This is a genomic window from Methylomonas sp. MS20, assembly GCF_050275925.1.
Classification (GTDB): Bacteria; Pseudomonadota; Gammaproteobacteria; order Methylococcales; family Methylomonadaceae; genus Methylomonas; species Methylomonas koyamae_A.
Window position 1 is genome coordinate 784,958 of record NZ_CP189962.1, and the last position, 25,723, is coordinate 810,680.

The following is a 25,723-nucleotide window of genomic DNA, read 5'->3' on the forward strand; positions in this document are numbered from 1 at the left end:
ACGACGTATACCTCCTCGCTCCAATAATGTCGTAACGCTAAGGATTGACCGTTCGTCCTGAGTCTGTCGAAGGGCGATTGGTTAAGCCGTTCATGGTTCGACAAGCTCACCACGAACGACTTAACTTAACGGCATTGCCCTACGGGAGAGGGGGGGCAAAAAACCGAACTTTGAAGTGCGATTACCATAGTAAATATACTTGTCACTGTTCGGAGTCTAGCAAAAGTCAGCTCGCGATCAAGAGTAAACTAACTTCTTCCGACTGCTGAATAATTGCGTACCATCAATTAAATTGCCGAAAATCTTTGAACGCGGAATTTAAGCTTAATTTGTACCATATTATTTAATCAAGCCAATATCGGCTGGAATAGTTTGAAAGCCGATGCGCTTTGCCGGCGATTCGGCACAAAAGACTGCTTGTTTGCCAACAATGCTAACGCATGGGTCAGCGATCGAGCTATCTTTTTCGACTCCTAGGTTAATCCAGTCTTGCCAATTAATGATCGATTTTTTCGTGCCTTTCTCGCTGAAGAAGTAATTGACAGCGACCTTGCCGGCGGTAGACCACACGATATTATTTCCTATTACAGTACCCATTGTGGGTAACCAGTATCGGAAGATTTGGCCATCTGATTTGCTGCTGACCACGACATTCCGCTCTATCCGGTTCCCTTCCGGCCAGATTTTGTTTGTCATAGGTGCCGCCAACTCAGGGTATTTTTGTTGCCAGTGTGCCGTTTTGTAGGGCGATGTATCCAATTTCTTTTGATTTTCACTCCAATTGAAGGTTTCAACCATTTGCGAGACCCAAATTGCCGAATCATTGGTGACGATTAGGTTATCGTGAATCTTGTTATCTCTTCCTCCATGTATGTGGATAGCGACAGATCCTGCGTTTTTGAATATATTGCCGCTGACATCGAAACCGCTGGCACCGTCATCCAAATACACGCCCATCGAATAATTCGGAGATTGGTAAATAGCCTGATTGTTGGCAATATCCACACTCTTCATACCATAACCGATCACCTCGTGAAGGTAATTGTTACGGATGATATTGCCTCGGGCCGACCAGTCCCGGCCCGTATAGATGGCCCCACAATCGGCCGCTTGCAGGCAAAAGTCGTGAATTTCATTTTTTTCAATTAAATGATCATTTCCTGTAAGAATGATTGCGTTGCTAGGCCCATATTCCAGCAAGTTATTGGTGACGATATTGCCAACGCCGTTTATTTCGATGCTTGGTCGATTCATCAATAATATTTGGCCGGTTTGGCCTATTTGATTGTTTCGTATTGTGTGTCCGGATACTTGTAATAGGTTTTTATCTCCCCCGGACACCACCATGCCTTGAGTCCCGGTATCGTGAACCTTGCTATTCGCCAGGGTTACGCGGCGGCCGCTCTTAATCTCCAGGCCTTTACTGCCGGTCTGACTTATTTCCACGCCATCGAAAAGCACATTCGAGGCATTCTTGACAATCACGGCCGTGTCGTCGCTATGTTTGAACTTTAATCCTTTGAAGCTGACATTGGCTATGTGATCGGCAATAAGCAAGTTCGGTAAAACACTAACTATCGCGGTACCGGGGGTGCTGTTTGCGCCGGCCTTTTCCGGCGGAATTAAAATGACCTCTTTGGCTTGGCGGTCGAAATACCATTCACCTGGCATATTCAGCAGTGCGCGCAAATTGCGCAGATAAAAACGTCTGCCGGATTGCAGCTTATATTTCGCGGGACTCGCGGTTTTGATGGTGTTGGCCGTGCTATCGATGGTTTCGACGCCAACATATTGATCGAACCAATCGTTGCCGGGGAAAATATGCAGTTGCGCATCGTAGACATCTTGACCCAGTGGTGGTAGCGATTCCATCGCGCTAAAACTGCTTTTGTCGTCGAATGGCAGTTTGATGTGCGCCCATTCCTGATCCGGCCAGCGTGCCAGGGTCATACGCTGGTCACCGACATAAACGTCGAAGGTCGGTGCGTTGCCCTGAATCCGGTCGCTATCGATAGAGTCGGTTTTGACAGGTACTTTCGAAAACGGACAGTGCCACAAATTGTCGGCGCCTGATTTGCATTGAATGGCTTGTCCACCGCTCAATATCGTGTCTGCACCGGGTTGAGCTTGCCAGACGATTTCGTGGTTCGGCGTACCGGAATCGGTGTCGTTAAACAGCAAAGAATGGTCCAGATAATAGGTGCCGCCAGCGATATTGACTTGAATGGTCTCGTCAGGTCCCCGGCTTTGTTTTGCAGTCCGGATTGCTTGCTGCGCCCGTTCCAGCGTTTTGAAAGGGCCGTCGTTTCCGGATTCATTGGGAAACTGGCGAGTTCCGGACCACGCATCGTTTCCATTCTGGCCGACAAAGTAATCCAAGGCCGCGGCTGGTGTGATGAAAACGATGAACGCCGTGGTGGTCAAGCTAAGGATCGGAAATTTCATAATGCGTTGTCCTGTGTCTAACAATTTTGATGAAACCGTACTCCGCAAGAAAAAACAAACGGCTAGGAGAGGGATTGGGCCGCGATGTTGAGTACCAGTGTAGTATAGAGGCCCTGGGGTGAGAGCCGTTCCATTGACCTAACGGTCATGAAAACGCTGCATTCCCCCGGCAAATGAAAGTTAGTGGCGTGGGAGCGGCTTTAGCCACGATTGACAGCCTTCCGACACTGGATGGGCTACCGGCCGTTCGGTGACTTTCAGAGTGACGATCTGAAAATGCTGTATTCCCCCGGCAAATGAAAGTCAGTGGCGTGGGAGCGGCTTTAGCCGCGATTGACAGCCTTCCAATACCGGATTGGGTGGCGGCGTCCGGTGGCTTTCAGAGTAAATCGTAGGTTAGAACCGTTACCTGGAAAAGCCTATCGCCTTGTTGGCGTTCACGGTGCGTGGCTGGATTCGCTTCGTGGCACGGTCGAGAAATCTAATAGTTGTAAAGGGAGTAATGCTTAACTTCGCGGTACCAGGGCAAGTGCCAGCTATTCTTGACTAACTATTTCCCTGTCGCGCCCTTGTGATCACAAGGGCGGCAGTTCCTGGGACTGAGGGTTCTCGCGTGTCGGGCGCCTAAAACCCGCAGGCTTCAGTTTTTCAAGCTTATTTTGCCAAGCCCATATCGGATGGCAGGCTTTTGATGCCCAGTCGGGTAATCGGCGAGTTGTCGCAGGTCAATCGAACCGTGCTGCCTACGATTGTTAGGCAAGGATCTTCGTTCAAGCTATCGGTTTCTAACCCTTGGGCAATCCAGTCGCTCCAAAGTGCGCCACCTTTCAATGCCCCGGTATCCGGTATTCTATAATCCACTCGAATGTCGCTGCTCGCGTGCCATGCTAAATTGTGATCTACTTGATTGCTTTCCGAAGCCAGTTGGTATCTTAAGGAGTAGCCTTTATAAGCCGTCGAGATTACAACGTTATGCTGAATAGTATTCCCTTCCAACCAGGTGTCGTGCGCCATCGGCTGAGTCAGTTCGGGATATTTAGTTTGCCATAATTCGCTATCAATAGGCATGGTTAACAATGACGCCCGATTCCAGTCCCAGTTGTAATATGGACTATACATCGACACCCATAAGCCAAACTTATTGGTTTTGATAATGTTATTTTCAACTACAGTGTCCCTGCAATTACCCAATTGAATGGAGTTGCTTCCGGCATTGACCAGTAGGTTGCCTAATACAGTGGTTCCGCTCAGGCCGTCGTCCAAATACACGCCTCTGGCACCTGTGTAGGTGTACTGAATTATATTTTTGGCGATATCCACATTCGCCAACCCGTAGCCATAAGAGTCATGGATGTAGTTGTAACGGATGATATTGCCTCGAAATGTCCAGTCGCGCCCAGCGTATATGGCTCCGCAATCATTGCTGTTTTGGCAAATCGAATAAATTTCGTTTTTTTCGATTACGTGGTCATTGCCGGCAAAGCGTATGCCGCCGCTAAGCCCTTGTGCAATTAAGTTGTGAGAGACGTGAGTTGCAACGCCTCCTATTTCCACACCGTATATCATTAGGTTGGTGCTGAAATTGTAAATTTTGTTGTTATAAATGCTGTTACCGGAAGCTTGCAATGTCGGTCTGTCGCCACCGGTTAGAGCGATGGCGCCAGTTCCGGTGTGATGAATAGCGCTGTTGGATATTGTGATATTGGTATTGTTATCATCGACAATGCTTTGCTCGTCGGCCGCAATGCCTTTCCCGCCAACATTATTGATTTCCAAGCTGTCGAAGGCCAGGCTGTCGGAGTTTATGATCGTGATCGCGTCGCCGGTGCTGTGCCTGAGTGTCAAGTTTTCGAAGCGTATATGGCTTGCGTCGGTCAGGTTAACTAGGTTTTTTGTCGACGAAATAACCGGCGATTTGGGGATCGAATCGTAAGGTGGAATGAAGAATAGCTGGGCATTATCCTTGTCGTAAAACCATTCGCCGGGGGTGGTCAGAAAATCCTTGGCGTTTTGCAGATAAAAACGTCGACCTTCGGCTAATTCATAGTTGCTTTCAGAGGCCAAGGTGATTTTATTGTTGGCTTGATCCAGGATTTTTACGCCCAAGTATTGATCATAATAATCGTTACCGGGAAAAATATGTACTTGCGCATTGCTCAGGTCTCCGGAGAAGGTTGGCAATTTCTGGAAAACGCTGAATTGGGTTTTAGCGTTCGACGGAGTCTTGATGTAAAGCCAGCCGTAGTCCGGATAACGGGCCGGTTGCATGCGGGATTCGTTTAAGAACATTTCGAACGCCGGGCCATTGCCCTTAATGCGGCTGTTGTCTTCGGCGGTTATGCTGTCGGTTATTGTGGAGTCCAGAGGGCAACTGAGGATTTGTTCGGGATTTTCGGCGTCGTAAGCTTGACAGCCTGTTAACAGTAGGCCGCCGGTAATCAACGTGGCGCCTTTTTCACCAAGCCAAGTAATGTCCTTACCGGCTTCTCCTGAATCGGCCTCGGTAAACTCCAACGGGGCTTTCAGTTGGTAGACGCCGGCGCTTATATGTACCGTCACCGCTTCGGTCAGATTGCCGGCGGCTTTCAGGTCGCGTATCGTTTGTTGGGCTTTGGCGAGGGTTTTGAACGGTCCGGTTTTGGTGGCAGTGTTTATTGTTGTGGACGATCCGTCCAGCCTGTCGTCCCCGTTCCTGGCAACGTAAATGTCCTTGGCTAGGGATACCGAACAGAAACAAAGCGACGCGGCACTGACTATCAGTCTTATTGACATAAACTTCTCCTAAAAGCTGGCTTGGCATACCTATGTTTCGCCGACCATGGCTTGCAAGCGGTTAAAAATATAATGAATTCGGGGAGGGTGTGTTTCCGTCCTGGGATACGAGGATACTTTAGGATTATTACAAGGATGGGGTTAGGTCTATATAGCACAGAAGGTCAATTTCTCCAACCCCTGGCGATCTGTTACCCGTGGTGCTATTCCCAGCGGCAGTGTTTTCCTGGCCGCTTCTGGATGTAGGAGCCGCTGCGTCGCGAAGGCGCGTAAAAGGCGGGGAATGGTGTTTTCTGGCTACTGATCATTCCGGTCTGGAACGAAAAAGAATTTTATCTTTAGCATTTCCAATGCCGGTAGGTCATTCCCCGTATGCGGAAGGTTGGGAGGAAATTACCTCAAATCAATAGGTTGTTTTACCTCCGCAGACTCGGATGGTTTGGTTTGGCATGGTTCCCGTTTGGACAGGCAAGAGGTTCGCTTCAACACTCAAGCATTTCCTCCTGATAGCCGACGATCTCTGATGAACATCGAGCAATCTATTTTTGCAAGTCAGACTTCTTGTTTTAACAGGCGCCATTGATTGTTGGACAGTCAGGCGTTTAATTTGAACACTGGATGATTTTTGTTTGACAGCGGGGCTTCCGTGATTGCAGCGCACGCCCCACGGGCTATCGGCGGCGGTTGTATGTTGTTTGTGAATTGAGGGCTGTTTATCGGAGAACGTCCGATGTTGATCGCGGAACGCTGGATGCCCATTGGAGAATTCTGTGTGTTGATCGGTCGGTTGCGGATGTTCTACGTAAATGTCCGCGTGTCGCTAACGGATGTCGGCCTGTTCGAATGGCGTCGTTGGTTGTTGCAGCTAAAGCGTTGGGTCTTATGATTCGACCTTTTGAGGTTTTGCTTTGAAAGCCTTTTGGCAAAGTAGGGACGCGCGGGAGCCGGAATGCTCTTAACTGCGGCAACGCTAATTCCGGCTGGGCGTGTTAGCTTTGCCGGGGTGTTGTGCCCGGCAAAGCCGTTAAACAAGCGTGTTAATCGCTACTTGGGATTGTTGTCGGAAGACGAGCCTGGCGTCTTGCGGGCAAAGCGTTTGCCCAAACTATCCAGATGCTCATCCAGGGAGCCGTCCTTGCCGGCTAGTTTGGCGGACTGATAGACAACTAGCGTTTGGGTATAGGCGTCGCTGCCCGCCGCTAAAAAAGTATCTTCCATTTTTTTCATCAGTTGTCTCATAGCCATCATCAGGGGTTCCAGATTTCTGACCATTTCGACATCGGCGCGGTATTCGTCCAGATCGAAGATACGCGGCAGAATACCTGTGTTTTGCGTGGCCAATGCCAGGCCTTGATCGACGAAGGCTCGGCTCTTGCCGCCCATTTTAGGCAGCCCCTTTCTATCTTCTATCGATAAGTCGATTAAAAACGGTAGCTGGGCCTGTATGTCTCCTATCAGTTTTAATACGGCTTCTTGTTGGTCTGGGAGTAGTTCTCCTTTAATCGTAAGCGGTCCTTTAACAGCATCTGTATAAACAGCTCGAAAGGAACGAAGATAGTGTCCACTTATAATCAGGTGGACACCTATGAAGGAGCATAACACGCGATTATCGCGGCCATTAATCGTGGGGCACGGGCGAGACGGCCGTTGCCTTTATGATCCGGAAGCCAAGCGGGAGCTAGTGAAAGTTTGCTTGCATTCGGGCACATCGGTTGCCAAGATCGCTCTGCAATACGGTATCAATGCCAATCTGCTGCGCAAGTGGATGGGGCATTACCGAGAAACAGGACATCCGAATCCGAACAGTCCATTAACGTTGCCGGCTTTTGTGCCCGTTCAGTCGCTGAGCGCAGAGAAACCGGCTGAGTCAGCGCTCAGTGCGGAGTTGCCCAACGGCGTTAAACTCGCGTTACAGCCTGTCGCACTGAGCGACCTGCCGGTGATTTTGAAGGCGTTGGCCGAGCTGCCATGTTTCGTTTCGACGCAGGATTGAAGGTCTACCTGCACCGCGAGCCGGTCGACGGCCGCAAGGCCATCAATGGTTTAGCGCTGCTGGTTGAGCAGGCATTAGGCTTGAATCCGTTCGAGCCGGCCATCTACGTGTTCAGCAACCGCCGGCGGGATCGGATCAAACTGCTGTTGTGGGACCGCACCGGTTTTTGGTTGATGCTCAAGCGGCTGGAAGCCGACCGTTTTCACTGGCCGAAAGAGGCAGCAGTTGTGATGTTGACGGTCGAGCAACTCCACTGGTTGTTAGCCGGTATTGACTTGGCCGCGATGCGGCCGCATCCGGCACGAACCTATACCCAAGTGGGCTGAAACGCGGATGTAAAGCCGGTAAAATAACGGCATGACGCCCACCATCACGCTGTCCACCGAAGACTACCAAGCCTTGCTGGCCGAGCAGCAACGGCTGGCGAGTCAACTGCGGTTGGTGACGGCCGAGCGGGATTTATTGAAAGAACGTGTGGATGCCTTTCTGCATAGGCTGTATGCCGCAAAATCCGAGGCGCGGGCCAATCCGGCCCAGCGCGACCTGTTCCTGAACGAAGCCGAAGTGTTGGCGCCGAACGGTGCTCCAATCGCCGAGGAAGCCACGCCCGAAGCGGTCGAGGTGGCCGGTCACCGCCGTAAGAAACGCGGTCGCAAACCGCTCGATCCGCATCTGCCGCGTGAGATCGTGCGCCATGAATTAGCGGAAGCCGAACGCATCTGTGCGCATGACGGTACTCGTCTGGTGGAAATCGGCGCTGAAATCAGCGAGCAGCTCGACATCGTGCCGCAACAGGTGCGAGTCATTCAACATCACCGCGTCAAATATGCCTGCCCGTGCTGCGATGAAAGCATTCGCGTGACGCCGGCACCGGTTCGCATCATCCCCAAAGGCTTACTCACCGAAACGGCATTAGCCTGGGTCGTCACCGCCAAATACCAGGATAGCCTGCCGCTGTATCGGCAAGCCGCGCTGTTGAGCCGTTTCGGCGGCGATCTGTCGCGCAACACGCTGGCGGCTAGCATGGTGCGGGTTGGCGACGCAGTGCAACCCATCATCAACTTGCTGCGCGACCATCTGCTCGATGCCGATCTGATCCTGGGCGACGAAACCGTGGTTCAAGTGCTCAAAGAATCCGGCCGAGCCGCGCAAAGCAAAAGCTATCTGTGGGCACAAATGACCGGCTCCGGACCGCCGATTCGGCTGTTCAGCTACACGCCGGGGCGCGGCGGAACGCATGCGCAGCCGTTGTATGAAGGCATCAAACCCGGCGCGGTACTGATGAGCGACGGCTATGAGGTGTATAACGCCATTGCAGCCAGCCGGGGTGCGATTCACCTCGGCTGTTGGGCGCATGCGCGGCGTTATTTTGTCGAGGCCGAAGCCGCCATTCCTAAAGCCGCGCGCGGCCCGGAGCAACTGGCGACGCAGTTTATCGCGGCGATGGGTGAACTGTACGCGATTGAAACTCAGACGGAAGACCTGAGCGTCGAACAGCGTGGGCAGCGGCGCCAGGAGCAAAGCCGACCGGTTTTGGTCAAAATCGAAGCCCTGCTGCTACAACATCTGCATGCGGTAATCCCCGGTAGTTTGCTGGGCAAGGCTTTGCATTACTTGTCATCGCAGTGGTCCAAACTGATCCGCTTCGTCGACAACGGCGCTTGGCCCATCGACAACAACCTCTGCGAAAACGCCATACGCCCCTTCGTGGTGGGCCGCCGCAATTGGTTGTTTTGCGATACGGTGGCCGGCGCCCGTGCCAGCGCTAATCTTTACTCGTTGATCGAAACCTGTAAGGCCAATAGCGTCGACCCTTACACCTATCTGGTCGATCTGTTCCGAAAGCTTCCCACCGCAAAAACTGTCGAAGAGTTCGAAGCGCTGTTGCCTTGGAATCTCGACGCCCTAACGGACTAATCGTACGCCAACGGTTAAGTCATTGTCCGTTTCAGTTCTAGTGCGTCCTTCAAAGATCGCTTACCTTTAATCAATTCGCTGGACATCATAACCTCCGAGTTTAGAAAGAATTTGGCGTTTGCCGTTTTGAAATGAACCTAGGGAAATGATGGGCGTTAGATGTTTTGGACAGAAAACGCCGCGAAACAATGCTGGGCATTGTTCAAAAATGACGAATTCCGTGGACTCGACACGGAGTATAGCGGAGGAAGTGCCAATGTCGCGGCAAACGCGAAAAGCAATTCGACATGGTCTGGGTTGACCGGCCGCGATTGGGTTGCGCGGATCGCAGGTAGGTGGGGTCGGCCTGTAAGACGAGGCTTACCTAAATGTACTTTGGTCTAATGTTGCTTGCTTTACCGACTCCGTAAACTGTGACGCAAGTTTAATCATTCAGGAGTTAAATTCATGCAAGTCGTAAAATCACTTCTGCTGGCCGGCTTTGTCGTACTATCCGCATCCAGCGTATCGGCGGTCCAAGCGAGTACCGTTTTAACGCCGGCCTCGGCAACCGTGATCAACCAGTCGGTTGCGGACGGTTCGTTTCAGGACGTTTACAGCTTTGCGATCGACAACGCCTATAGCGCCTACAACTTGTCCGGCGCCTTGAGCTTTCAATCTATTCAAACCGTGGTCAGCTTGACTAGCGATTTTGCGTCGCCGTTGGTGACCAGTACCACTGGCATCGCCAGCGCTAGCGTCGAGTTGCTGGATTCGTCCGCTGCTCTCGTTGCGACCGGTTCGTTGAGTTCTTTCTCGAGCGCGTCCGCGCCGACTTTGGTTTCTTTGCCGATCCCCGGTTTCCCGTCGTTTTATCAAGCATTGTTGACGACGTTCAATACCATTACGTTGAACAACGTCCCGGTAATCGGCGCGGGCAATTACTTCCTGAAAGTGCAAGGGTTGGCATTTAATAGCGGTACGTATACCGGTAGCTTGAGCGTATCGCCCATCGTGCCTGCTGCGGTACCTCTGCCGGGCGCCGCGTGGGCGTTCCTGACCGGTTTGTTGGGGGTATTGGGTGTACAACGCCGCCGTTTGATGAAAGCCTAGGCTTACGCATTGCTCGCCTCAAAAAGCCGGCGGTAATGCCGGCTTTTTTATGTGCGGCATATTGTCGCTGTTGCGGTGCCGAGGTGATAAATGCCAGTCGAAGATCAATGGCAGTGGCGTGCGACATGCTTTTATAAAGCAAGGCGATGATGGGGGTATGATCGATCTAAATTTACTGGTAGATTTTGCGAGTTCGCCGCTGGGAGCAGGCGTTTATTTCACAGAGGCTTTCGGCATCAATGATCGAGGTCAAATCATTGTCAAAGACTCTTGGTACGGTGCGGAATCATTGACTCCGATTGCGAGTGTACCCATCCCAGGTTCAATCTGGTTATTTGGTAGTGTTTTCATTTTGCTTGTTAATTCTTTGTCAGATTCTCCACGAGTTCGTCATGCCCGCCGGGAAGCGGGCATCCAGAGCCAAGGATGGTAGGCTCGAACCCATCCATGGTGCCTGGATTCCGGCGATCCATGCCGGAATGACAACTTACAGAAGAAGTAACGCCGGTTCGTTTGGGGGGCGTTTTGCTTTGGCCGGAATGGGATTCTGGCCTAAACTGGTAGTCTCGTGGGTTGGAATGCGCCTGGTCTGATTGTTTCGGTTAGAGATTTGTAGATTTTCGACAAGAATCAGCTACACTAAAAACCACGGGATCAATTGGATAAAGCGATTCCGTTAACGATATCGAATAGTCTATATGACGAGGAGGTTTGCGACAGTGTCTCTAACTTATATTTCTGTACTCGGTCGTTAAGACCTTTATTGATTCGTGGAATCAAATACCTAGAAAATACCAACGAACCCCGAAGACGCAAAATCTTCGGGGTTTCGTGTTTTAAGTGTCCAGCGATGCCGGAGAGTCGATGGGGATATGTTTGTTATCTCTCCCAATTGCGTTGACAAATGCGCGTGTTTTGCTTCGAATTGCCGGTTTGAACGGCGAATCCGACGGATGGCATTAGCTCATTGATCGCTTTCCCGGCAAAAACAAGCTTGCGGATAGCATTAACGGGCCTGTTGAAATGGTTCCACGCATGCCCTTTGGGTCGCCGGTAGGGTCTCCGTCATAGCAAAATCAAAAAGTCCAGGGTGTCGCCTACATCTTTAACACTTTAGTAAAGTCGCGGAGAAACGAAGAGCTATCCAAATTTCAGCATTGGCATTCCGGTGTTTGCCAGACGTTGAGCTAACGCTCAAGAAACTGCTACGTCGCCCCGGCAAATGAAAGTCAACGGCGTGGGAGCGGCTTTAGCCGCGATTGACAGCGTTCCGACACCGAATTGGGTGACCGCGTTCGGTGACTTTCATAGTAAAAAAGATGGAAAGGTATTAATCACAATAAAGTTATGGTATTTTGTTCCGGCGTAACTTGCGTGTTAAACCAGGAGGATTCGTTATGAAAGCTTGTCCTATTTTAGGTGTCATACTGCTTTTGGTTGCAAGCTCAACCAAAGCGGATTTTATTTATCAGCCGTTTAGCGGTAACGAACAGAACCCTTATTGGGGTGGGTTCGGAACCATTTCCATCCCTATTGCGATCACCGAGGATTTGGGCAACGGCTTATTTAGCTTTTTCGCTGCAAATTCCTACGATTGTTGCGGGTTTTCGGGCATTAACGGGACGTTAAGTTACGAAAATGGTGAGGTCACTCGTTGGGATTTCACAAGCTATCGGGGCGATGCGCGCATAGCAACTTATACTAGCGTGAGTCGCTTCGACGGGACCAATTTTTTCGAATCTTACTCGGTAAGCGACACCGGCAGCGGCTTTCCAAGCGACGGTGGCGTAGTGTATTCCAGCGCGCCGGGAACTTGGACTTACATTGATGTCCCGCCGCCACCGCCGCCGCGAATCGTTCCGATACCCTCATCTTTGTTCTTGTTTGTGTTGGGTATGGTGCAAATTGGGCTACTCCGGGTGCGCCGAGGTTTTTCAATTCCCATCCAACTCGCTCCGTTGTTTACTATTGGGACGTCGCGCTTCGGTTTCTAACCTATCCGCTTATCCGCTTATCCGCTTGGCAAGCCGGCCGGCGCTGTCACGGGCGCCGGGCCGTCACAGGATTGACGCGCACATCGTCGTAACGTCACTATATACGCCTTCGGCTGTTCAAATTTTGGTACATCCGCCCTCTTGCTCTTCGGAGGGCTGCCAGAGTCGGAGAATGAGAAAATTGGAAAATAGGCGTGCGGTGATTTTTGCCATTAAAGGACTATGTATGGAAACCTCCGAAATCAGAAAATACGAGTCTAAATCAATTGCTGAGTGCAATCCATCCGTACTCGCGCGGCAGCGAGGCCGCTTTGTCTTTGGGAGCTAGCGAAATTAACGGCGACGACGGTAGACAGTTTCTCGGGCGGTTAGCTGACTTGAGGGGGGCGGCGTGGCGGCGGCGGACATGACCGGCCTGTCGGCTTTGGGCAGTAACAGCCTGCTTGAAGTGCAAGCAGGAGAGACCGAGGCACAGGCGCCCAGCCTGTCCGACTCCGGCTTGCTGGACAATATCAATGATGCCAATACCTGGTTATTTCCAGGCCACACGGCCGGTGCATGGCAAAATCCGTTTAGTTTTGCCGCGATTAAAACGAATGGTGCGGTGATAACCTGGGGTGGGACTACGGATTATTCCGGGGAGATGGCTAGCCAGCTCAACGGCGAGAAGGATGTCGTGCATGTGTATTCGTCCGGCTCCAGTTTCGCCGCCTTGCATGCGGACGGTTCCGTGTCGGTTTGGGGCGCAAGCCTCGGCGATTACCGCGACGCGATGCAAGCGCTGGACGGCAGCGTGCCGGCGCTACAAATGTTCTCGACCCAATTCGGCGCGTTTGCGGCGTTGCGCGCGGACGGATCGTTGGTGACCTGGGGTTCCATCGCCGCTTTCAACAGTTCGGACCCGATCGCGGCGCAACTGGACGGCACGATCGATGTGGAACAAGTGTTTTCAACCAGCCAGGATTTCGCCGCCTTACGTGTCGACGGGTCGGTGGTGACCTGGGGTTCGTCGTATTATGCCGGCGATAGCAGCGGCGTGGCCGGTCAGTTGGACGGTACGGTCGATGTCCTGGACATTTCTTCTACCGGCTATGCTTTTGCCGCGCTTCGCGCCGACGGCTCGGTCGTTACTTGGGGATTTTCACCGTTCGGCGGCGATGCTAGCACGGTCGCCGGTCAACTCGATGGCTCGCTGGATGTGCTGAGCATCGCGGCGAATTTCGTATCCTTCGCCGCTATTCGCGCCGATGGTTCGGTGGTGACTTGGGGCGAATCGACGTGGGGCGGTAACAGCGGCGTGGTTGCCGATCAATTGGACGGCACTGTTGACGTGGTGTGGATTTTTTCCTCGTTGTATGCGTTCGCGGCATTGCGTTCCGACGGTTCGGTGGTGACCTGGGGACGGGCATCCGACGGTGGCGACAGTCGTTCCGTGGCAAGCTCGCTGAACGGCACGGTGGACGTGGCGGATATCTACGCGACCGAGAATGCGTTTGCCGCGGTGCGTGCCGACGGCTCGGTCGTGACTTGGGGCGATGCGCAATACGGCGGCGACAGCTCGGCCGTGGCGGACGAAATCGACGGGACTATCGACGTGATGAACGTTTGCGCCACGAATGGCGCCTTTGCCGCGTTGCGGGCCGATGGCTCGGTGGTGACGTGGGGCTATGCGTTCACGGGCGGCGACAGTAGTACGGTCAGCGCCGCATTGGATGGCACGGTCGATGTCGTGCAACTGGTCAGCAGTGGCGTGGCGTTTGCCGCGTTGCGGGCGGACGGTTCGGTAGTGACCTGGGGCGACTCGCAATTCGGCGGCGATAGTGCCGCGGTCGCCGCCGAATTGCAGAAAAACGTGCTCGAGCTAGTCACCGTCGAGGATGACCGTCATTTGACGTTCGCGGCGAATCAATTGCCGGTGCTGTCGGGCGTCGACGATGCGACCTTCGCCGGGCCGTTCCAAAGCCGGACGCCGCAAATCGTGGACGGCGACGTCGGTGTCAGCGATGCTATTACCAATAACTTGGTGCGCGGGCAGTTACTGGTTTCCTACGATCCCTATTTCGCGGGCTCATATAGCGACAATCTGTCTTTCGTGGATGGCGTGGGCGGTATCGAAGTGTCCGGGCGGGCGCTGTCCTACGACGGCCATGTGTTTGCCGAGTTGGATGCGATAGAGAACGGGGCGCACGGCGGGCGATTGGTTTGCCACTTTACGACGGACTATGCGACGCCGGCCGCGATCGAGGCCTTAATCCAAGCCTTGGCCTACCAAAACGACCCGCAAGCCAATTCCTATAACCCGGAGTCGCGGGTTCTGACGATCCGCATCAGCGACGGCGAGGGGCAGACCAGCAGTCCGGTTCAAATCACCATCCATACCGTGGCAACCACGGTCGGAAACGATGACGCGATAGGCTATTTTGGCGGGGACCGGGCCGATGCGATCTTCGGTTTGGGGGGTAACGATACGTTGAACGGCCTGGCCGGCGACGATTGGCTCGACGGCGGGACCGGCGCCGACAACCTGATCGGCGGGGCCGGTAACGACACCTATATCGTCGATAACCTCAAGGACAAAATCGTGGAACTTGCCGGGCAGGGCGTCGATACCGTGGAAGCCGGCGTTAGCTTCACGCTGACCAAGTTTTTGGAAAATCTCACGCTGACCGGCGCCAACTCCATCGCCGGGAAAGGCAATAGCTTGGCGAATACGATCACCGGCAATAGCGGCGGCAACGTACTGACCGGTGCCGCCGGCGACGACACGCTGGACGGCCGTTTGGGCAACGATAGCCTGTTGGGTGGAGCCGGCAACGATTGGCTCCTCGGTAGCTTGGGCGACGACCTGTTTAACGGCGGGGCCGGTATCGATACCGTCACCTTTGCCGAGGCCGGTAATGGCGTATCGGTGAGTTTGCTGACCAGCGGCGCGCAAGCGACCGGCGTGGGCAACGACCGTTTCGTCGGAATAGAAAACCTGATCGGCGGCGATCAAGCGGATTATTTAAGCGGCGGCAACGTCGGTAATCGTCTGGACGGCGGCGGCGGCAACGACGTACTACGCGGTTTGAAAGGTAAGGATGTGTTGATTGGCGGCGATGGCGAGGACATCTTCGTTTTTGATACCAAGTTTTCGAAGGCCAATCTCGACAGCATGCTGGATTTCGCTAGCGGAACCGACCGTATTCAACTGGACGATGCCGTCTGTAAGAACATTGGCGGCTTAGGTCGATTGGCGATGGACGACGAGCGGTTTTACCTGGGCGCTAACGCCCACGATGCCAGTGACAGGGTGGTATACGATCCATCCTCCGGGACGTTGTATTACGATGCCGACGGTACCGGCAGCACGGCGGCGGTACCGATCGTTTTAGTGGCCAACCATGGCCCGGTCGTCGCGACCGACCTTTGGATTGCATGAGCGGCCGGCGGCGTTAGCCCGGCGCCGGGCTTGTAGGCGCACGAATCGTCCGAGGTTTGCTTGTCGCTAACAAGCGTGGCGGAGGTCGGCGGCTTATCGCGGCGGGAGTAAGTCTTCTAAAAAAAAGGCCGACAGTTCGCTGCGTCCGGCGACCCCGGCCTTGCGATAAACCGCTTGCGCTTGGTCGCGTATGGTGCGTTCGCTGGTCCGCCGCAGCTCGGCGATATCGCTCAGACCGAGGCCTTTCAAAATCAACAAGCCGACTTCCGTTTCCGCCGGCGTCAAATGCCAAAGATCAAACTGCTTCTGAATTTGAGCAGCCAGCCCGGCGACCAGTTCGCGATTGGTTTCCCGCCATTGCCGGGCTTGTTGCTCGGCTAGTGCCAAATCCTGGGTCAGTCCGGAAATTTTAGACTGCGCGAGTTGGTAGCTTAGCCGGCCGAAGTAGACCAGTCCCGCCAGCGACAACATCAAAATGACCACTTCGGTCAGCAAGTGCGTCCAGGACACGCCATTGCGATAGTCGCCGAACAGATCGATAGCAATCAGCACGAACACCAGCAGGCTGACGGCTATGGCCCACAGGTTGAAACGTTTGTTATCGTCGATTAACGCCACGGATCGTCGCTTATCCGTCGGATGACGGATGTTAAAAGTCGCAGTTTAACCCACTATTCGTTCCAACTTAATTCGTATCGGACATCCGGTTGGAGACATGTCATGAGAAACGCTAAACAAGTAGTGAACGTATGGGACCCGGTGATTCGAATTGGACACTGGACTTTGGTGCTTGCCTTCTTTACCGCCTATTTAACCGAAGACGACCTTATGACCGTACACGTTTGGGCCGGGTATTGCGTTGCCGGCTACCTGTTGCTTCGATTGGCGTGGGGGCTGATCGGCGGCAAGTATGCGCGCTTCAACCGTTTTGTTTACTCGCCGGCAAGGGTATTCGCGTATCTGAAAAACTTAGCCGCCGGAAAGTCGCAGCATTATATAGGCCACAATCCGGCCGGCGGCGCGATGGTGATCGCCTTGCTCTTAAGTTTGAGCGGAACCGCGTTGACCGGCATGAAGTTATACGCGGTCGAGGACAATAAAGGACCTTTCGCGGTATCGATAGGGCACGCGGAAACGTCATTCCGATTTATTGCCGCTGCCAAGGCGGACGAGGCTAAGGATGACGATGAGGACGGCAAATCAGCTGATGCCGGAGAACGGGTGGGTCGGCAAAGCGAGGAGTTTTGGGAAGAGTTGCATGAGTTTTTTGCCAATTCGACATTGTTGCTGGTGTTATTGCATGTTTTAGGTGTCGTGGTTTCCAGCCGCGTCGACAAAGAAAACTTGGTGAAAGCCATGCTGACGGGTAAAAAAGACATCGATGACACTTATCAATAGAATCGCAAGCGCCGCTACGACATTATCGATGGCTAGGAGTCAAGTTGAAACATTTGGAATTCCATAACGCGACGAGAATCGGCTGGTTGCGGGCCGCGGTGTTAGGCGCCAACGACGGCATTGTGTCGGTATCGAGCCTCATTATCGGTGTGGCGGCTTCCCATGCCGACCCGCAATCGATAGTGGTCAGTGGCGTTGCCGGACTGATGGCCGGCGCCATGTCGATGGCGGCCGGCGAATACGTATCGGTAAGCTCGCAAGTCGATACCGAACAAGCCGATTTAAAGCGGGAAGCGCGGGAGTTGGCGGAAAATCGCCATCACGAGCTAAACGAACTGACAACGATCTACGTGAGTAGAGGGCTACAACCCGAACTGGCTCGACAAGTGGCCGAACAATTGATGGCGCACGATGCTTTGGCGGCCCACGCGCGGGATGAACTGGGTCTAACGGATATCGCCGCCGCTAGGCCCCTGCAGGCTAGTATCGTCTCGGCTCTGACATTTTCGCTGGGCGCTTTGTTGCCGCTTTCGATGGCGATGATTTTCCCGCATTTGCCGTTAGCTCCAGTCAGCCGATGGCTGATTGCGTTTGGCGGATCGGCTGCATTGCCCTTGATTAGTGCGGTAGGGGCGATTTCCTTGTTGGCGCTGATGTCGTTGGGTGCACTGTCCGCGAGGGCCGGCGGCGCATCGGTGTGGTTGGCGGTCGGACGGGTTTCGTTTTGGGGGATGTTGTCGATGATCGTAACCGCCGGCGTCGGTTTGCTGTTCGGTGCGGCAACCGCTTGAGGGCGTAGCTCGCGCAGGCCGATGCATACGTCACCGCTTACAAGTGCTAAGCCGGCAAGCATTTCAATCGAAACCCTTCCTGTGCTGCCCCATCGCCCAAACACCGCAGGAACATCCCTTGGTTATGGAGGGTCCCTGATGCCAACTACTGGGAAACTTCTTCAATAAAAAGCAGATTGAGGATACATAAGCTTTGTGGTGCGAATCGCAAAAGTGTGCCGATGCTGCTGGTGAGCAGGGTCAGCGTTTCTGTATCGGGTTGGAATCCGCGCTTGCTTGGGCGCTTTGCCAGAGCGACCGTTCGCCTGCTGCTTCGGGCCAGATAGTGACGAGGCTGCGGCGTTACCTTGCTAAGCCAGCGTATCCAGCGCTCTCAATGCCGAAGGGTCGCCGACGGCCGGTAGCGGCACCGCCCCGGTAAACGGCTCATCCTGAAAACCCGCGTCGTCGGCAAACACGACGCGTTGGCTAGCGGTAGGCCGGTCCGGCAAGCGGTACCATGGCATCAGGCCGGCGGCTTGTGAGGAAACCGGGCCGCGAGCTTGGAAATCCATCTTGCCCTGTTCCGTGCAATATTTCATTTGAGTGAGTGCGTTGGCGATGTAATTCAAACGTTTCCAACCGCGTAATTTGGCGTGCCAGCGCGATTGATCCTGTTTGCGGTTCTCCAGAAAGGCCAGATAATTGCTTTGCGACAGTACCGACTCGACTTCGTAGGCAAAGGTCAGCATCTGGCTACGGGTCCATTCGGCCGGTATGCCGCTGTGAACCAGGGTGTAATTAAGCTTGCTGTCGTGGTGGATCAGGCCTCGCCGGCGCAGCCAATTCAGTAATTCGTCGCGGTCCGGGGCTTCCAGCACCGCGCGGTTGCTGCCTTGAGCGGGCGAGAAGCCGGCGGCTTGCATCAATAATTCCAGATCTTGGTTGCCCAGCACGCAGACCGCGCTTTTTCCCAGTCCCTTGACGTAACGCAGAACCTCCAGCGATTCCAGCCCGGCGCCGACCAGGTTGCCGGTCAGCCATAAGCGGTCGGTTGCGGGATCGAAGCCGACATCTTCCAAGCATTTGCGCAAAGCACTGAAATGGCCGTCGATACTACCTATCGCATAAATCGTCATGGTCTAGTTCCGAGGGGAATCGTTAAGGGCACTCGATTTGGCTATCAAATTGGATGCCAGTTCGGCTGTCCGATGTTGGGTCGTCGATTATTTGACTCTAGCACTTGAATTTACTGAGGGGCGCGCTTGGTCTTCGGTTGAAAGCGGTATGCCGAATGGCGATTCCCTTCGGCGATTGCTTGATTATGCGGCTTGCTTTGTCGGGACTGCGACAAAAAGCCGGGCATGCGCTCGCGACAAGGAGCGGATAACGAGTGGGGTGCCGGCGGTGCCAACCCGCTTGGGTTCCATTGGACGGATTTAAGCCAACCATCCGTGGCGCTGGATGCCTGCTTCCCGGCCGGCATGACGGTCTTGAACATATCCGACAAAGTAGAATTCGAAACGGGGGATAAACACCTTGATGTCCAAGGTGCCGTTCGCTAAGCGGAGTCGAAGCGAAATGGCTGGCTTCGACTCCGCTCAGCCAGCGGCTGACATGGACGGTCGCCGTTTAACTTCCGGGCACTGGATACCCGCTTCCCGACGGGCATGGCGGCCTTAAACATATCCGACAAAGTAGAATTCGAAACGGGGGATAAACACCTTGATGTCCAAGGTGCCGCTGGCTGAGCGGAGTCGAAGCGAAATGGCCGGCTTCGACTCCGCTCAGCCAGCGGCTACCTTGTCCGCCCAGCCACAGGCTTGCATTGCCCGCTCAGCCAGCGGCTGACATGGACGGTCGCTGTTTAACTTCCGGGCACTGGATACCCGCTTCCCGGCGGACATGGCGGCCTTAAACATATCCGACAAAGTAGAATTCGAAACGGGGGATAAACACCTTGATGTCCAAGGTGCCGTTCGCTGAGCGGAGTCGAAGCGAAATGGCTGGCTTCGACTTCGCTCAGCCAGCGGCTATATTGTCCGCTCAGCCAGCGGCGGGGATTGCCAGCTCAGCCAATGACTTACATGGACTGTCGCCGTTTAACGTCAGGCATTGGTAACCGCCTTCTGCCAAACGCCCTCCGAATAGCTACTCGAATTAGTTTTCGGCATCGTGGACCTTGTCGCAAAAACACGACGTTTTTTTGCGTTGCTGTCACGCTGTCACAAAGTTGTCATATTGCCTGCCTAAAATGCCTCCCAACTCGCCGAACAGCCGAAAGCGGCTCGGTAATGTGTTGATTTTATTAAATATCGGAGACATCGAAATGAAGTTTTCTAAACTGGGTTTGGCGGTGGCGGCGGTGTTGGGCGCCGGTACGGCCGGTCAAGCACTGGCATTGGACTTATACGTGGATACAAAAACCCAGCAGATTTTTGCCGAGCCGGGTCCAGGCCGGGCCAAGCTGGGTTCGTTCGAGCGAGTGGAAGACGGTGCAAACCAAAAAGCCGAGATGAGCGCACAGAAAGCCGAGATCGCGCACATTAAGGAAGAATTGGCATTGAAAAACAACGAATTGAAAGCGTTGGACGAACACGTCAAGGACGAGAAATACGGCGAGTTGCAAATCAACGAAAAAGGCATCAAGTTCGAAAGCAAGGACGGCAATTTCGAAATGATGATCAACGGCCGTATGCAAGTGGATTCCCAAACCAATGTCTCGGGCTTGAGCAACCACGGTATCGCCGACCCGACCGGGGCGAGTACCACTAATCAATTGGCCGACGGTGCCGGCATCCGTCGCGCGAGGATCGGTATCGAGGGTAGTTATTACAAGGATTTCGGCTACAAGTTCGAATACGACTTTGCGCGCGGCAACGGTACGGTGGCGAGTGGTCTAACCGACGCCTTCCTGACTTGGAACGGCTACGCGCCGTTTCAAGTGAAAGTTGGTCAGTTCAAAGAACCGTTCAGCATGGAAGAAGCCACCAGCAACCGCTATTTGACCTTCATCGAGCGTAATAACGTGGTTAATACGTTCTCGGATAACGACAATGCTTACAAAGTCGGCTTGGGTTTAGGTTACTCGGAACCGCGTTGGACCGCGAATATGGCATTGCAGACCGAATCGGTCGGCTCGGGCGGCGCGACGAGCAGCACCAGTTCCTTGAATGCGATGGGTAACACCAACCGCAATAACGGCTCCGGCGATACCGGTTGGGGCGTTACCGGCCGGGTGACCGGTCTGCCTTGGTTCGAAGACAAAACCAAGTTTTTGCATGTCGGTTTGTCGGGTTCCGAGCGCCAGATTGAAAATAATTTCCTGGCGAACGGTACGTTCAGCAACGGCGGCATCAGTTTCGGCAACCAGATCAACACCAATGTCGATAGAACCTATATTCTCAACACGGGTAACTTAACCGCTACCAACGGTTCCAGAATTGCCCAACGCATAGCTCGTTTCGGTGGTGAAACCGCGTTGGTCTACGGTCCGTTCTCGGCACAAGCCGAATACATTCAGGCCAACGTTTCCGGTAAAGGTTATCACGACGAGATGTTGAACGGTTGGTACGGTTACGCCAGCTACTTCCTGACCGGCGAATCGAGAGCGTACAAAACATCTACCGGCGCTTGGGATAGAATCAAGCCTAACCGCAACTTCAGCGCGCGCGGCGGCTGGGGCGCGTGGGAACTCGCGGCCGGTTACGATTATTTGAACTTGATCGACGGCAGCATCAACGGTGGCCGTGCGCAAACCGCCAAGTTCGGTATTAACTGGTATCCGAACTCGCATATTCGGATGATGGCTAACTTTGTCCATGCCTTAAACATCGACACTGCCGGCGTAATTAACGCCGCAAACGGCTCGGCGAACGCTCGTGCTCGCGCCTATAACAGTTCCAACTTCGACGTGGTTGAATTGCGCGCGCAAGTTGACTGGTAGTTGCCGTTTCGGGCAAGGATGCCTGCTAATCACCAAAAGCCGCCTCGATTCCTGAAAAGGACGAGGCGGTTTTTTTATGGTGCGTTGGGTGAGACCGAGTACCGTGGTAAATTTGCCGGCATTCATTGACTGCAAGGTAGTTGTTTATGTACCCCACGATGCGCCAGTTGCTGTTCCGTCCGGTCATTTTCGTCAGCTTCGTGCTGGGCATCCTGGTGGTTGGCGAATTGGCCGCCATCGGTCGGCTGACCTGGGTGAACGATCAACGCATTCATACCATAGAGCAGGACATTGGCCGCGGCCGGCATCTGGAAGAAACGATATTCGAATTGCTGCATTTGCAGCTCAGCTTGTCGGCCGAGGAAGGGGTCAGCGACGCCGAGAAGGCTCAAAAAGCCGCGATTCAGGCGCAATTGTTGGACAGTCTGCAAGATCACGACGCGGCGATTCCGGTCGATTTGCAGCAATTGCAGGACATATTCGCCAAGGCGGTGCAAGGCGATCGCACCAATCTGCTGACAGCCTTGCAAGTCATCAAGCAGGTGCTGGACAAGCAAGCCATGGAGGAAGAGAAACTGTTGATCAACATCGAGGACGATGGTCAATTGGAAATGCAGCTGGCGGTCATTTTGCCGTTTTTGTTGCTTTGGGTGGTTAGCTATTTCTTCCGAAACAACGTCTTGGAGCCGTTGGACGCTTTGAAAGCCTTGTTGTCCGGTCTGGCCGAAGGTGAAATGAAACCGATCACCCGGACCACCTCCGATCCGTTGATGCATTCGTTATTCGATCGCTACAACCATCTGGTGTCTCGCTTGGTCGAATTGGAGCAAGAGCATTTGGAACATACCGCGTCGCTGGAATATCGGGTGCGCCAAACCACGCACGCATTGCTCGAACGCAGTCAGCAATTGGCCAAGGCCGAGCGCTTGGCGGCGCTGGCCGAATTGGCGGCCAGCACTGCCCACGAGTTGCGCAATCCGTTGGCCAGCATCCAACTGGCGCTGGAAAATATGTTGGCGGAATGCCGCGACAGCGATTTGGCGGAACGCATGCAGTTGGTCTATCGCGAAGTGCAGCGCTTGACGCGCAATTTGAACGATTTACTGGCTTCGGCGCGCGGCAACGATGCGGCGGCACAGCGGATCGCGGTCGCGCCGGTCGTCGCCGAACTGCTGACCTTGCTGAAGTATCAGGCTCAGGAAAATATCGGATTCGATTGCGAAATCGACGCCGATGTTCACGTATTCCTGCCGGAAAGCGAGTTCCGGCAAGTGTTGCTCAATCTATTGTTGAATTCGATACAGGCGATAGGCCCCAACAGCGGCACGGTCAGAGTCACCGGCAGGGTCGAAAACGGGCGCTTGCTATTGACGGTGAGCGATAGCGGGCCGGGCTTTAGCGGCGATTTCCTGCGGCACGGCATTCGCCCTTTCGTCAGCCTTAAGGACGGCGGCAGCGGTTTGGGCTTGGCGATGGTGCAACGCTTCGTCAAGGATAGGCAAGGCCGGCTGGATCTGCGCAACAGCCCGGACGGTCACGCTTGCGTCACCCTGAATTTGCCGGTGACCGTTTAGATCGGCTTGGGCTTGGCGGCCGGCAACTGCTAGACTAGTCGGCCTTTTTTCATGGTTTTTCCGCCTATGTCTCAATCCAATTCGCTGACGGCTTACGGCTGGCTATCGATAGCGGCCGCGCTGAGCACGATAGCGCTGAAAAGTTACGCCTACTGGTTGACCGATTCGGTCGGTTTACTGTCCGATGCGTTGGAATCGCTGATTAACTTGGTCGCCGCGATCATCATGGTGATCGTGCTGAGCGTATCGGCCCGGCCGCCGGACGATAGCCACGCTTACGGCCACGAAAAGATCGAGTATTTTTCCAGCGGCGCCGAGGGCATCATGATTGTGTTGGCGGCTTGCAGTATCGCTTTTGCCGCCTGGGAAAGGCTTTGGCATCCGCAAGCTTTACAGCAGCTCGACTTAGGCATCGCGGTGTCGGTGTTCGCGTCGTTGATCAATCTGACGGTGGCGCGCATATTGATTGGTGTCGGGCGCTCACGTCAATCGATTACTCTGGAGGCCGACGGCAAGCATCTGATGACCGACGTCTGGACGACGGTCGGCATTTTAGGCGGCATTGCGCTGATCGCGGTCGCCAACCGCTACGACCGCGAACTGGCGCTGGCCCACCAACTGGGACTCGCAGGGTGGGACGTGCTCGACCCGCTGATTGCGTTTCTGGTGGCCGTGCAAATCGTTTGGGCCGGATTTCAGTTGATTACTCGGACGGTTGCCGGGCTGATGGACGCGGCGATGGCGCCGGACGAAGTCAGGGAAATTATTCAGGTGTTGGAGCATTACGCGGTCGAGCGCGGTATTGCTTACCACGCCTTGCGTACCCGCTACGCCGGCGCGCGGCGCTTCATGTCGGTGCACGTTTTGGTACCGGGTGGTTGGAGCGTCCAGCAAGGCCACGATTTGCTGGAGGAAATCGAAAGCCGTTTGATGGATTGCTTCGATAATATCGACATCGACACCCATTTGGAACCGATTGAAGATTTGGCCTCCTGGGAGCATTGACCGAACATGAACGACACGTTGCTGATTATCGAGGACGAAACCCTGCTCGGCTCGGAGCTGGCCCGATTTTTCCGAAAGAAGAACTGGGAAGTTTCGGTGACCGAATCGATACGCGAAGCCGAAGAGCATTTGTTGAAACAGGCCATCGATCCGCTCGTGGTTTTGTCGGATATGAATCTGCCCGACGGCAACGCTCTGGATTTGCTGGAGCGGATCAAGGATAAAAACGCTTGCAGCAGCGAATGGGTGTTTTTGACCGGTTACGGTAGCGTCGCCGATTCGGTACGCGCGGTGCGTTTGGGGGCTTACGATTTCGTCGAAAAGCCCTGCGAATTGGAGCGCTTGAATTTGTTGGTCGAGGGCGCGGCCCGTAGCGCCAGGGCACAGCGCCGAGTATTGCAGCAGGCAACGGCCCAACAGCGCCGCTACAGCGTCGACGCGCTGATCGGCGGCAGCCCGGCGTCGGTGGCGCTGCGCGGCATGATGACGCAGATTGCCCAAGTGCCGTTTTCCAGTCTGATCGTCAGCGGCGAAACCGGCACCGGCAAGGGTTTGATCGCTCGTATCCTGCATTGCGCCGGCGCGCGCTCCCACGCGCCGTTGATCGAAATCAATTGCGCGGCCTTGCCCAGGGAATTATTGGAATCGGAGTTGTTCGGCTACGAGGCTGGGGCATTTACCGGCGCCAAGAAGCGCCATCGCGGCCTGTTCGAGCAGGCCCATACCGGCACCTTGTTTCTGGACGAGATCGGCGAGATGGATCTGGAGCTGCAAACCAAACTGTTGAAAGCCGTCGAGGACTTGCGGATTCGTCGCTTGGGCGGCGAGTCCGAAATCGACATTGACGTGCAGATCATCGCCGCAACCAATCTGGATTTGGCCGAAAAGGTCAGGGACGGGCAGTTTCGGCGGGATTTGTATCACCGGCTGAACGTGATGAGTCTGCGGGTGCCGCCGTTACGCGAGCGTAAACAGGACTTGGACGAATTGGTGCCGATATTCATCGCCGACAGTAATCGCAAGTCGGCCAAAAACGTCCGCAATATTTCCGAAACAGCCTGGCAGGCGCTCAAGCGTTACGACTGGCCGGGCAATATCCGCGAATTGCACAACGTGTTGGAGCGTTGCGTCCTGTTGGCCAGCGATGAGAATTTTCCGGAACAATGGTTGCAGTTACCGGATCTCGGCGGTCAAACATCGGCGGGCGTGCGCGGCGACGGCATTTATTTACCGCTGGACGGCAGCTTGAGTTTGCAGGACATCGAGAAATTCGTGATTCAGGAAGTGTTGAACCGGACCGACGAAAATGTCACTGCCGCGGCCCGCATGTTGGGCATGACGCGTGAAACTCTGCGCTATCGGGTGCAGAAATACAATCTGAAATGTAAATAATCCG

The 25,723-nt window shown here is 54.2% G+C and carries 18 protein-coding genes; 13 read left to right on the forward strand and 5 right to left on the reverse strand.

Annotated features, from left to right (window positions below):
* Positions 1-339 precede the first annotated feature (339 nt).
* From ACQE3D_RS03435 to ACQE3D_RS03445, 3 genes are all read right to left on the reverse strand, one after another.
* Complete coding sequence (locus ACQE3D_RS03435; protein ID WP_313729081.1) at positions 340-2,445, reverse strand: right-handed parallel beta-helix repeat-containing protein; 2,106 nt, start codon at positions 2,443-2,445, stop codon at positions 340-342.
* 654 nt (positions 2,446-3,099) lie between these two features.
* Positions 3,100-4,959: a right-handed parallel beta-helix repeat-containing protein gene (locus tag ACQE3D_RS03440; RefSeq protein ID WP_313729080.1), complete on the reverse strand. Its 1,860-nt coding sequence runs from the start codon at positions 4,957-4,959 to the stop codon at positions 3,100-3,102.
* Positions 4,960-6,261: 1,302 nt separating this feature from the next.
* Positions 6,262-6,600 (reverse strand): hypothetical protein, encoded by a 339-nt coding sequence (locus ACQE3D_RS03445; RefSeq protein WP_313729078.1) that lies wholly within the window; start codon positions 6,598-6,600, stop codon positions 6,262-6,264.
* A 202-nt stretch (positions 6,601-6,802) separates the two neighbouring features.
* Between ACQE3D_RS03445 and ACQE3D_RS03450 the strand changes: the two genes are divergently transcribed.
* The 7 genes from ACQE3D_RS03450 to ACQE3D_RS03480 all read left to right on the forward strand — a co-directional run bounded on the left by ACQE3D_RS03450 (position 6,803) and on the right by ACQE3D_RS03480 (position 15,634).
* Positions 6,803-7,210, forward strand: a complete 408-nt coding sequence (locus ACQE3D_RS03450) for a transposase (protein ID WP_231883784.1) — start codon at positions 6,803-6,805, stop codon at positions 7,208-7,210.
* Positions 7,186-7,536 (forward strand): IS66 family insertion sequence element accessory protein TnpB, encoded by a 351-nt coding sequence (gene tnpB / locus ACQE3D_RS03455; protein ID WP_313727828.1) that lies wholly within the window; start codon positions 7,186-7,188, stop codon positions 7,534-7,536. Before ACQE3D_RS03450 ends, tnpB begins: the two co-directional genes overlap by 25 nt.
* 31 nt (positions 7,537-7,567) lie before the next feature.
* The gene (gene tnpC, locus ACQE3D_RS03460; protein ID WP_427551397.1) at positions 7,568-9,127 is read left to right on the forward strand and encodes an IS66 family transposase; all 1,560 of its coding nucleotides are present in this window, start codon (positions 7,568-7,570) and stop codon (positions 9,125-9,127) included.
* Between the two features lie 447 nt (positions 9,128-9,574).
* Complete coding sequence (locus ACQE3D_RS03465; RefSeq protein WP_313729077.1) at positions 9,575-10,219, forward strand: hypothetical protein; 645 nt, start codon at positions 9,575-9,577, stop codon at positions 10,217-10,219.
* Between the two features lie 157 nt (positions 10,220-10,376).
* On the forward strand, positions 10,377-10,652 hold the full coding sequence (locus ACQE3D_RS03470; RefSeq protein WP_313729076.1) for a hypothetical protein: 276 nt from the start codon (positions 10,377-10,379) through the stop codon (positions 10,650-10,652).
* Between the two features lie 964 nt (positions 10,653-11,616).
* Positions 11,617-12,213, forward strand: a complete 597-nt coding sequence (locus ACQE3D_RS03475) for a hypothetical protein (protein ID WP_313729075.1) — start codon at positions 11,617-11,619, stop codon at positions 12,211-12,213.
* Between the two features lie 406 nt (positions 12,214-12,619).
* Positions 12,620-15,634, forward strand: a complete 3,015-nt coding sequence (locus ACQE3D_RS03480) for a hypothetical protein (RefSeq protein ID WP_313729074.1) — start codon at positions 12,620-12,622, stop codon at positions 15,632-15,634.
* A gap of 93 nt (positions 15,635-15,727) precedes the next feature.
* Here the strand turns inward: ACQE3D_RS03480 and ACQE3D_RS03485 are convergent, their stop codons facing one another.
* Entirely contained in the window at positions 15,728-16,252 is a 525-nt protein-coding gene (locus tag ACQE3D_RS03485; protein ID WP_313729073.1) for a helix-turn-helix transcriptional regulator, read from the reverse strand.
* Positions 16,253-16,354: 102 nt separating this feature from the next.
* On the opposite strand from ACQE3D_RS03485, the gene ACQE3D_RS03490 reads away from it, so the two are divergent.
* Positions 16,355-17,032, forward strand: coding sequence for a cytochrome b/b6 domain-containing protein (locus tag ACQE3D_RS03490; RefSeq protein WP_313729072.1), 678 nt, complete (start codon positions 16,355-16,357; stop codon positions 17,030-17,032).
* Between the two features lie 44 nt (positions 17,033-17,076).
* Entirely contained in the window at positions 17,077-17,823 is a 747-nt protein-coding gene (locus ACQE3D_RS03495; RefSeq protein WP_313729071.1) for a VIT1/CCC1 transporter family protein, read from the forward strand.
* A 350-nt stretch (positions 17,824-18,173) separates the two neighbouring features.
* Here the strand turns inward: ACQE3D_RS03495 and ACQE3D_RS03500 are convergent, their stop codons facing one another.
* Positions 18,174-18,941 (reverse strand): symmetrical bis(5'-nucleosyl)-tetraphosphatase, encoded by a 768-nt coding sequence (locus ACQE3D_RS03500; RefSeq protein ID WP_313729070.1) that lies wholly within the window; start codon positions 18,939-18,941, stop codon positions 18,174-18,176.
* A gap of 1,190 nt (positions 18,942-20,131) precedes the next feature.
* On the opposite strand from ACQE3D_RS03500, the gene ACQE3D_RS03505 reads away from it, so the two are divergent.
* The 4 genes from ACQE3D_RS03505 (at position 20,132) to ACQE3D_RS03520 (ending at position 25,719) form a co-directional block, all read left to right on the forward strand.
* The gene (locus ACQE3D_RS03505) at positions 20,132-21,748 is read left to right on the forward strand and encodes an OprO/OprP family phosphate-selective porin (protein ID WP_313729069.1); all 1,617 of its coding nucleotides are present in this window, start codon (positions 20,132-20,134) and stop codon (positions 21,746-21,748) included.
* Between the two features lie 146 nt (positions 21,749-21,894).
* A complete protein-coding gene (locus ACQE3D_RS03510) occupies positions 21,895-23,322 on the forward strand; it encodes an ATP-binding protein (RefSeq protein WP_313729068.1) in 1,428 nt (475 codons plus the stop codon).
* Between the two features lie 66 nt (positions 23,323-23,388).
* Complete coding sequence (locus ACQE3D_RS03515; protein WP_064025726.1) at positions 23,389-24,327, forward strand: cation diffusion facilitator family transporter; 939 nt, start codon at positions 23,389-23,391, stop codon at positions 24,325-24,327.
* A 6-nt stretch (positions 24,328-24,333) separates the two neighbouring features.
* Positions 24,334-25,719: a sigma-54-dependent transcriptional regulator gene (locus ACQE3D_RS03520; protein WP_313729067.1), complete on the forward strand. Its 1,386-nt coding sequence runs from the start codon at positions 24,334-24,336 to the stop codon at positions 25,717-25,719.
* The last annotated feature ends 4 nt before the right edge of the window (positions 25,720-25,723 follow it).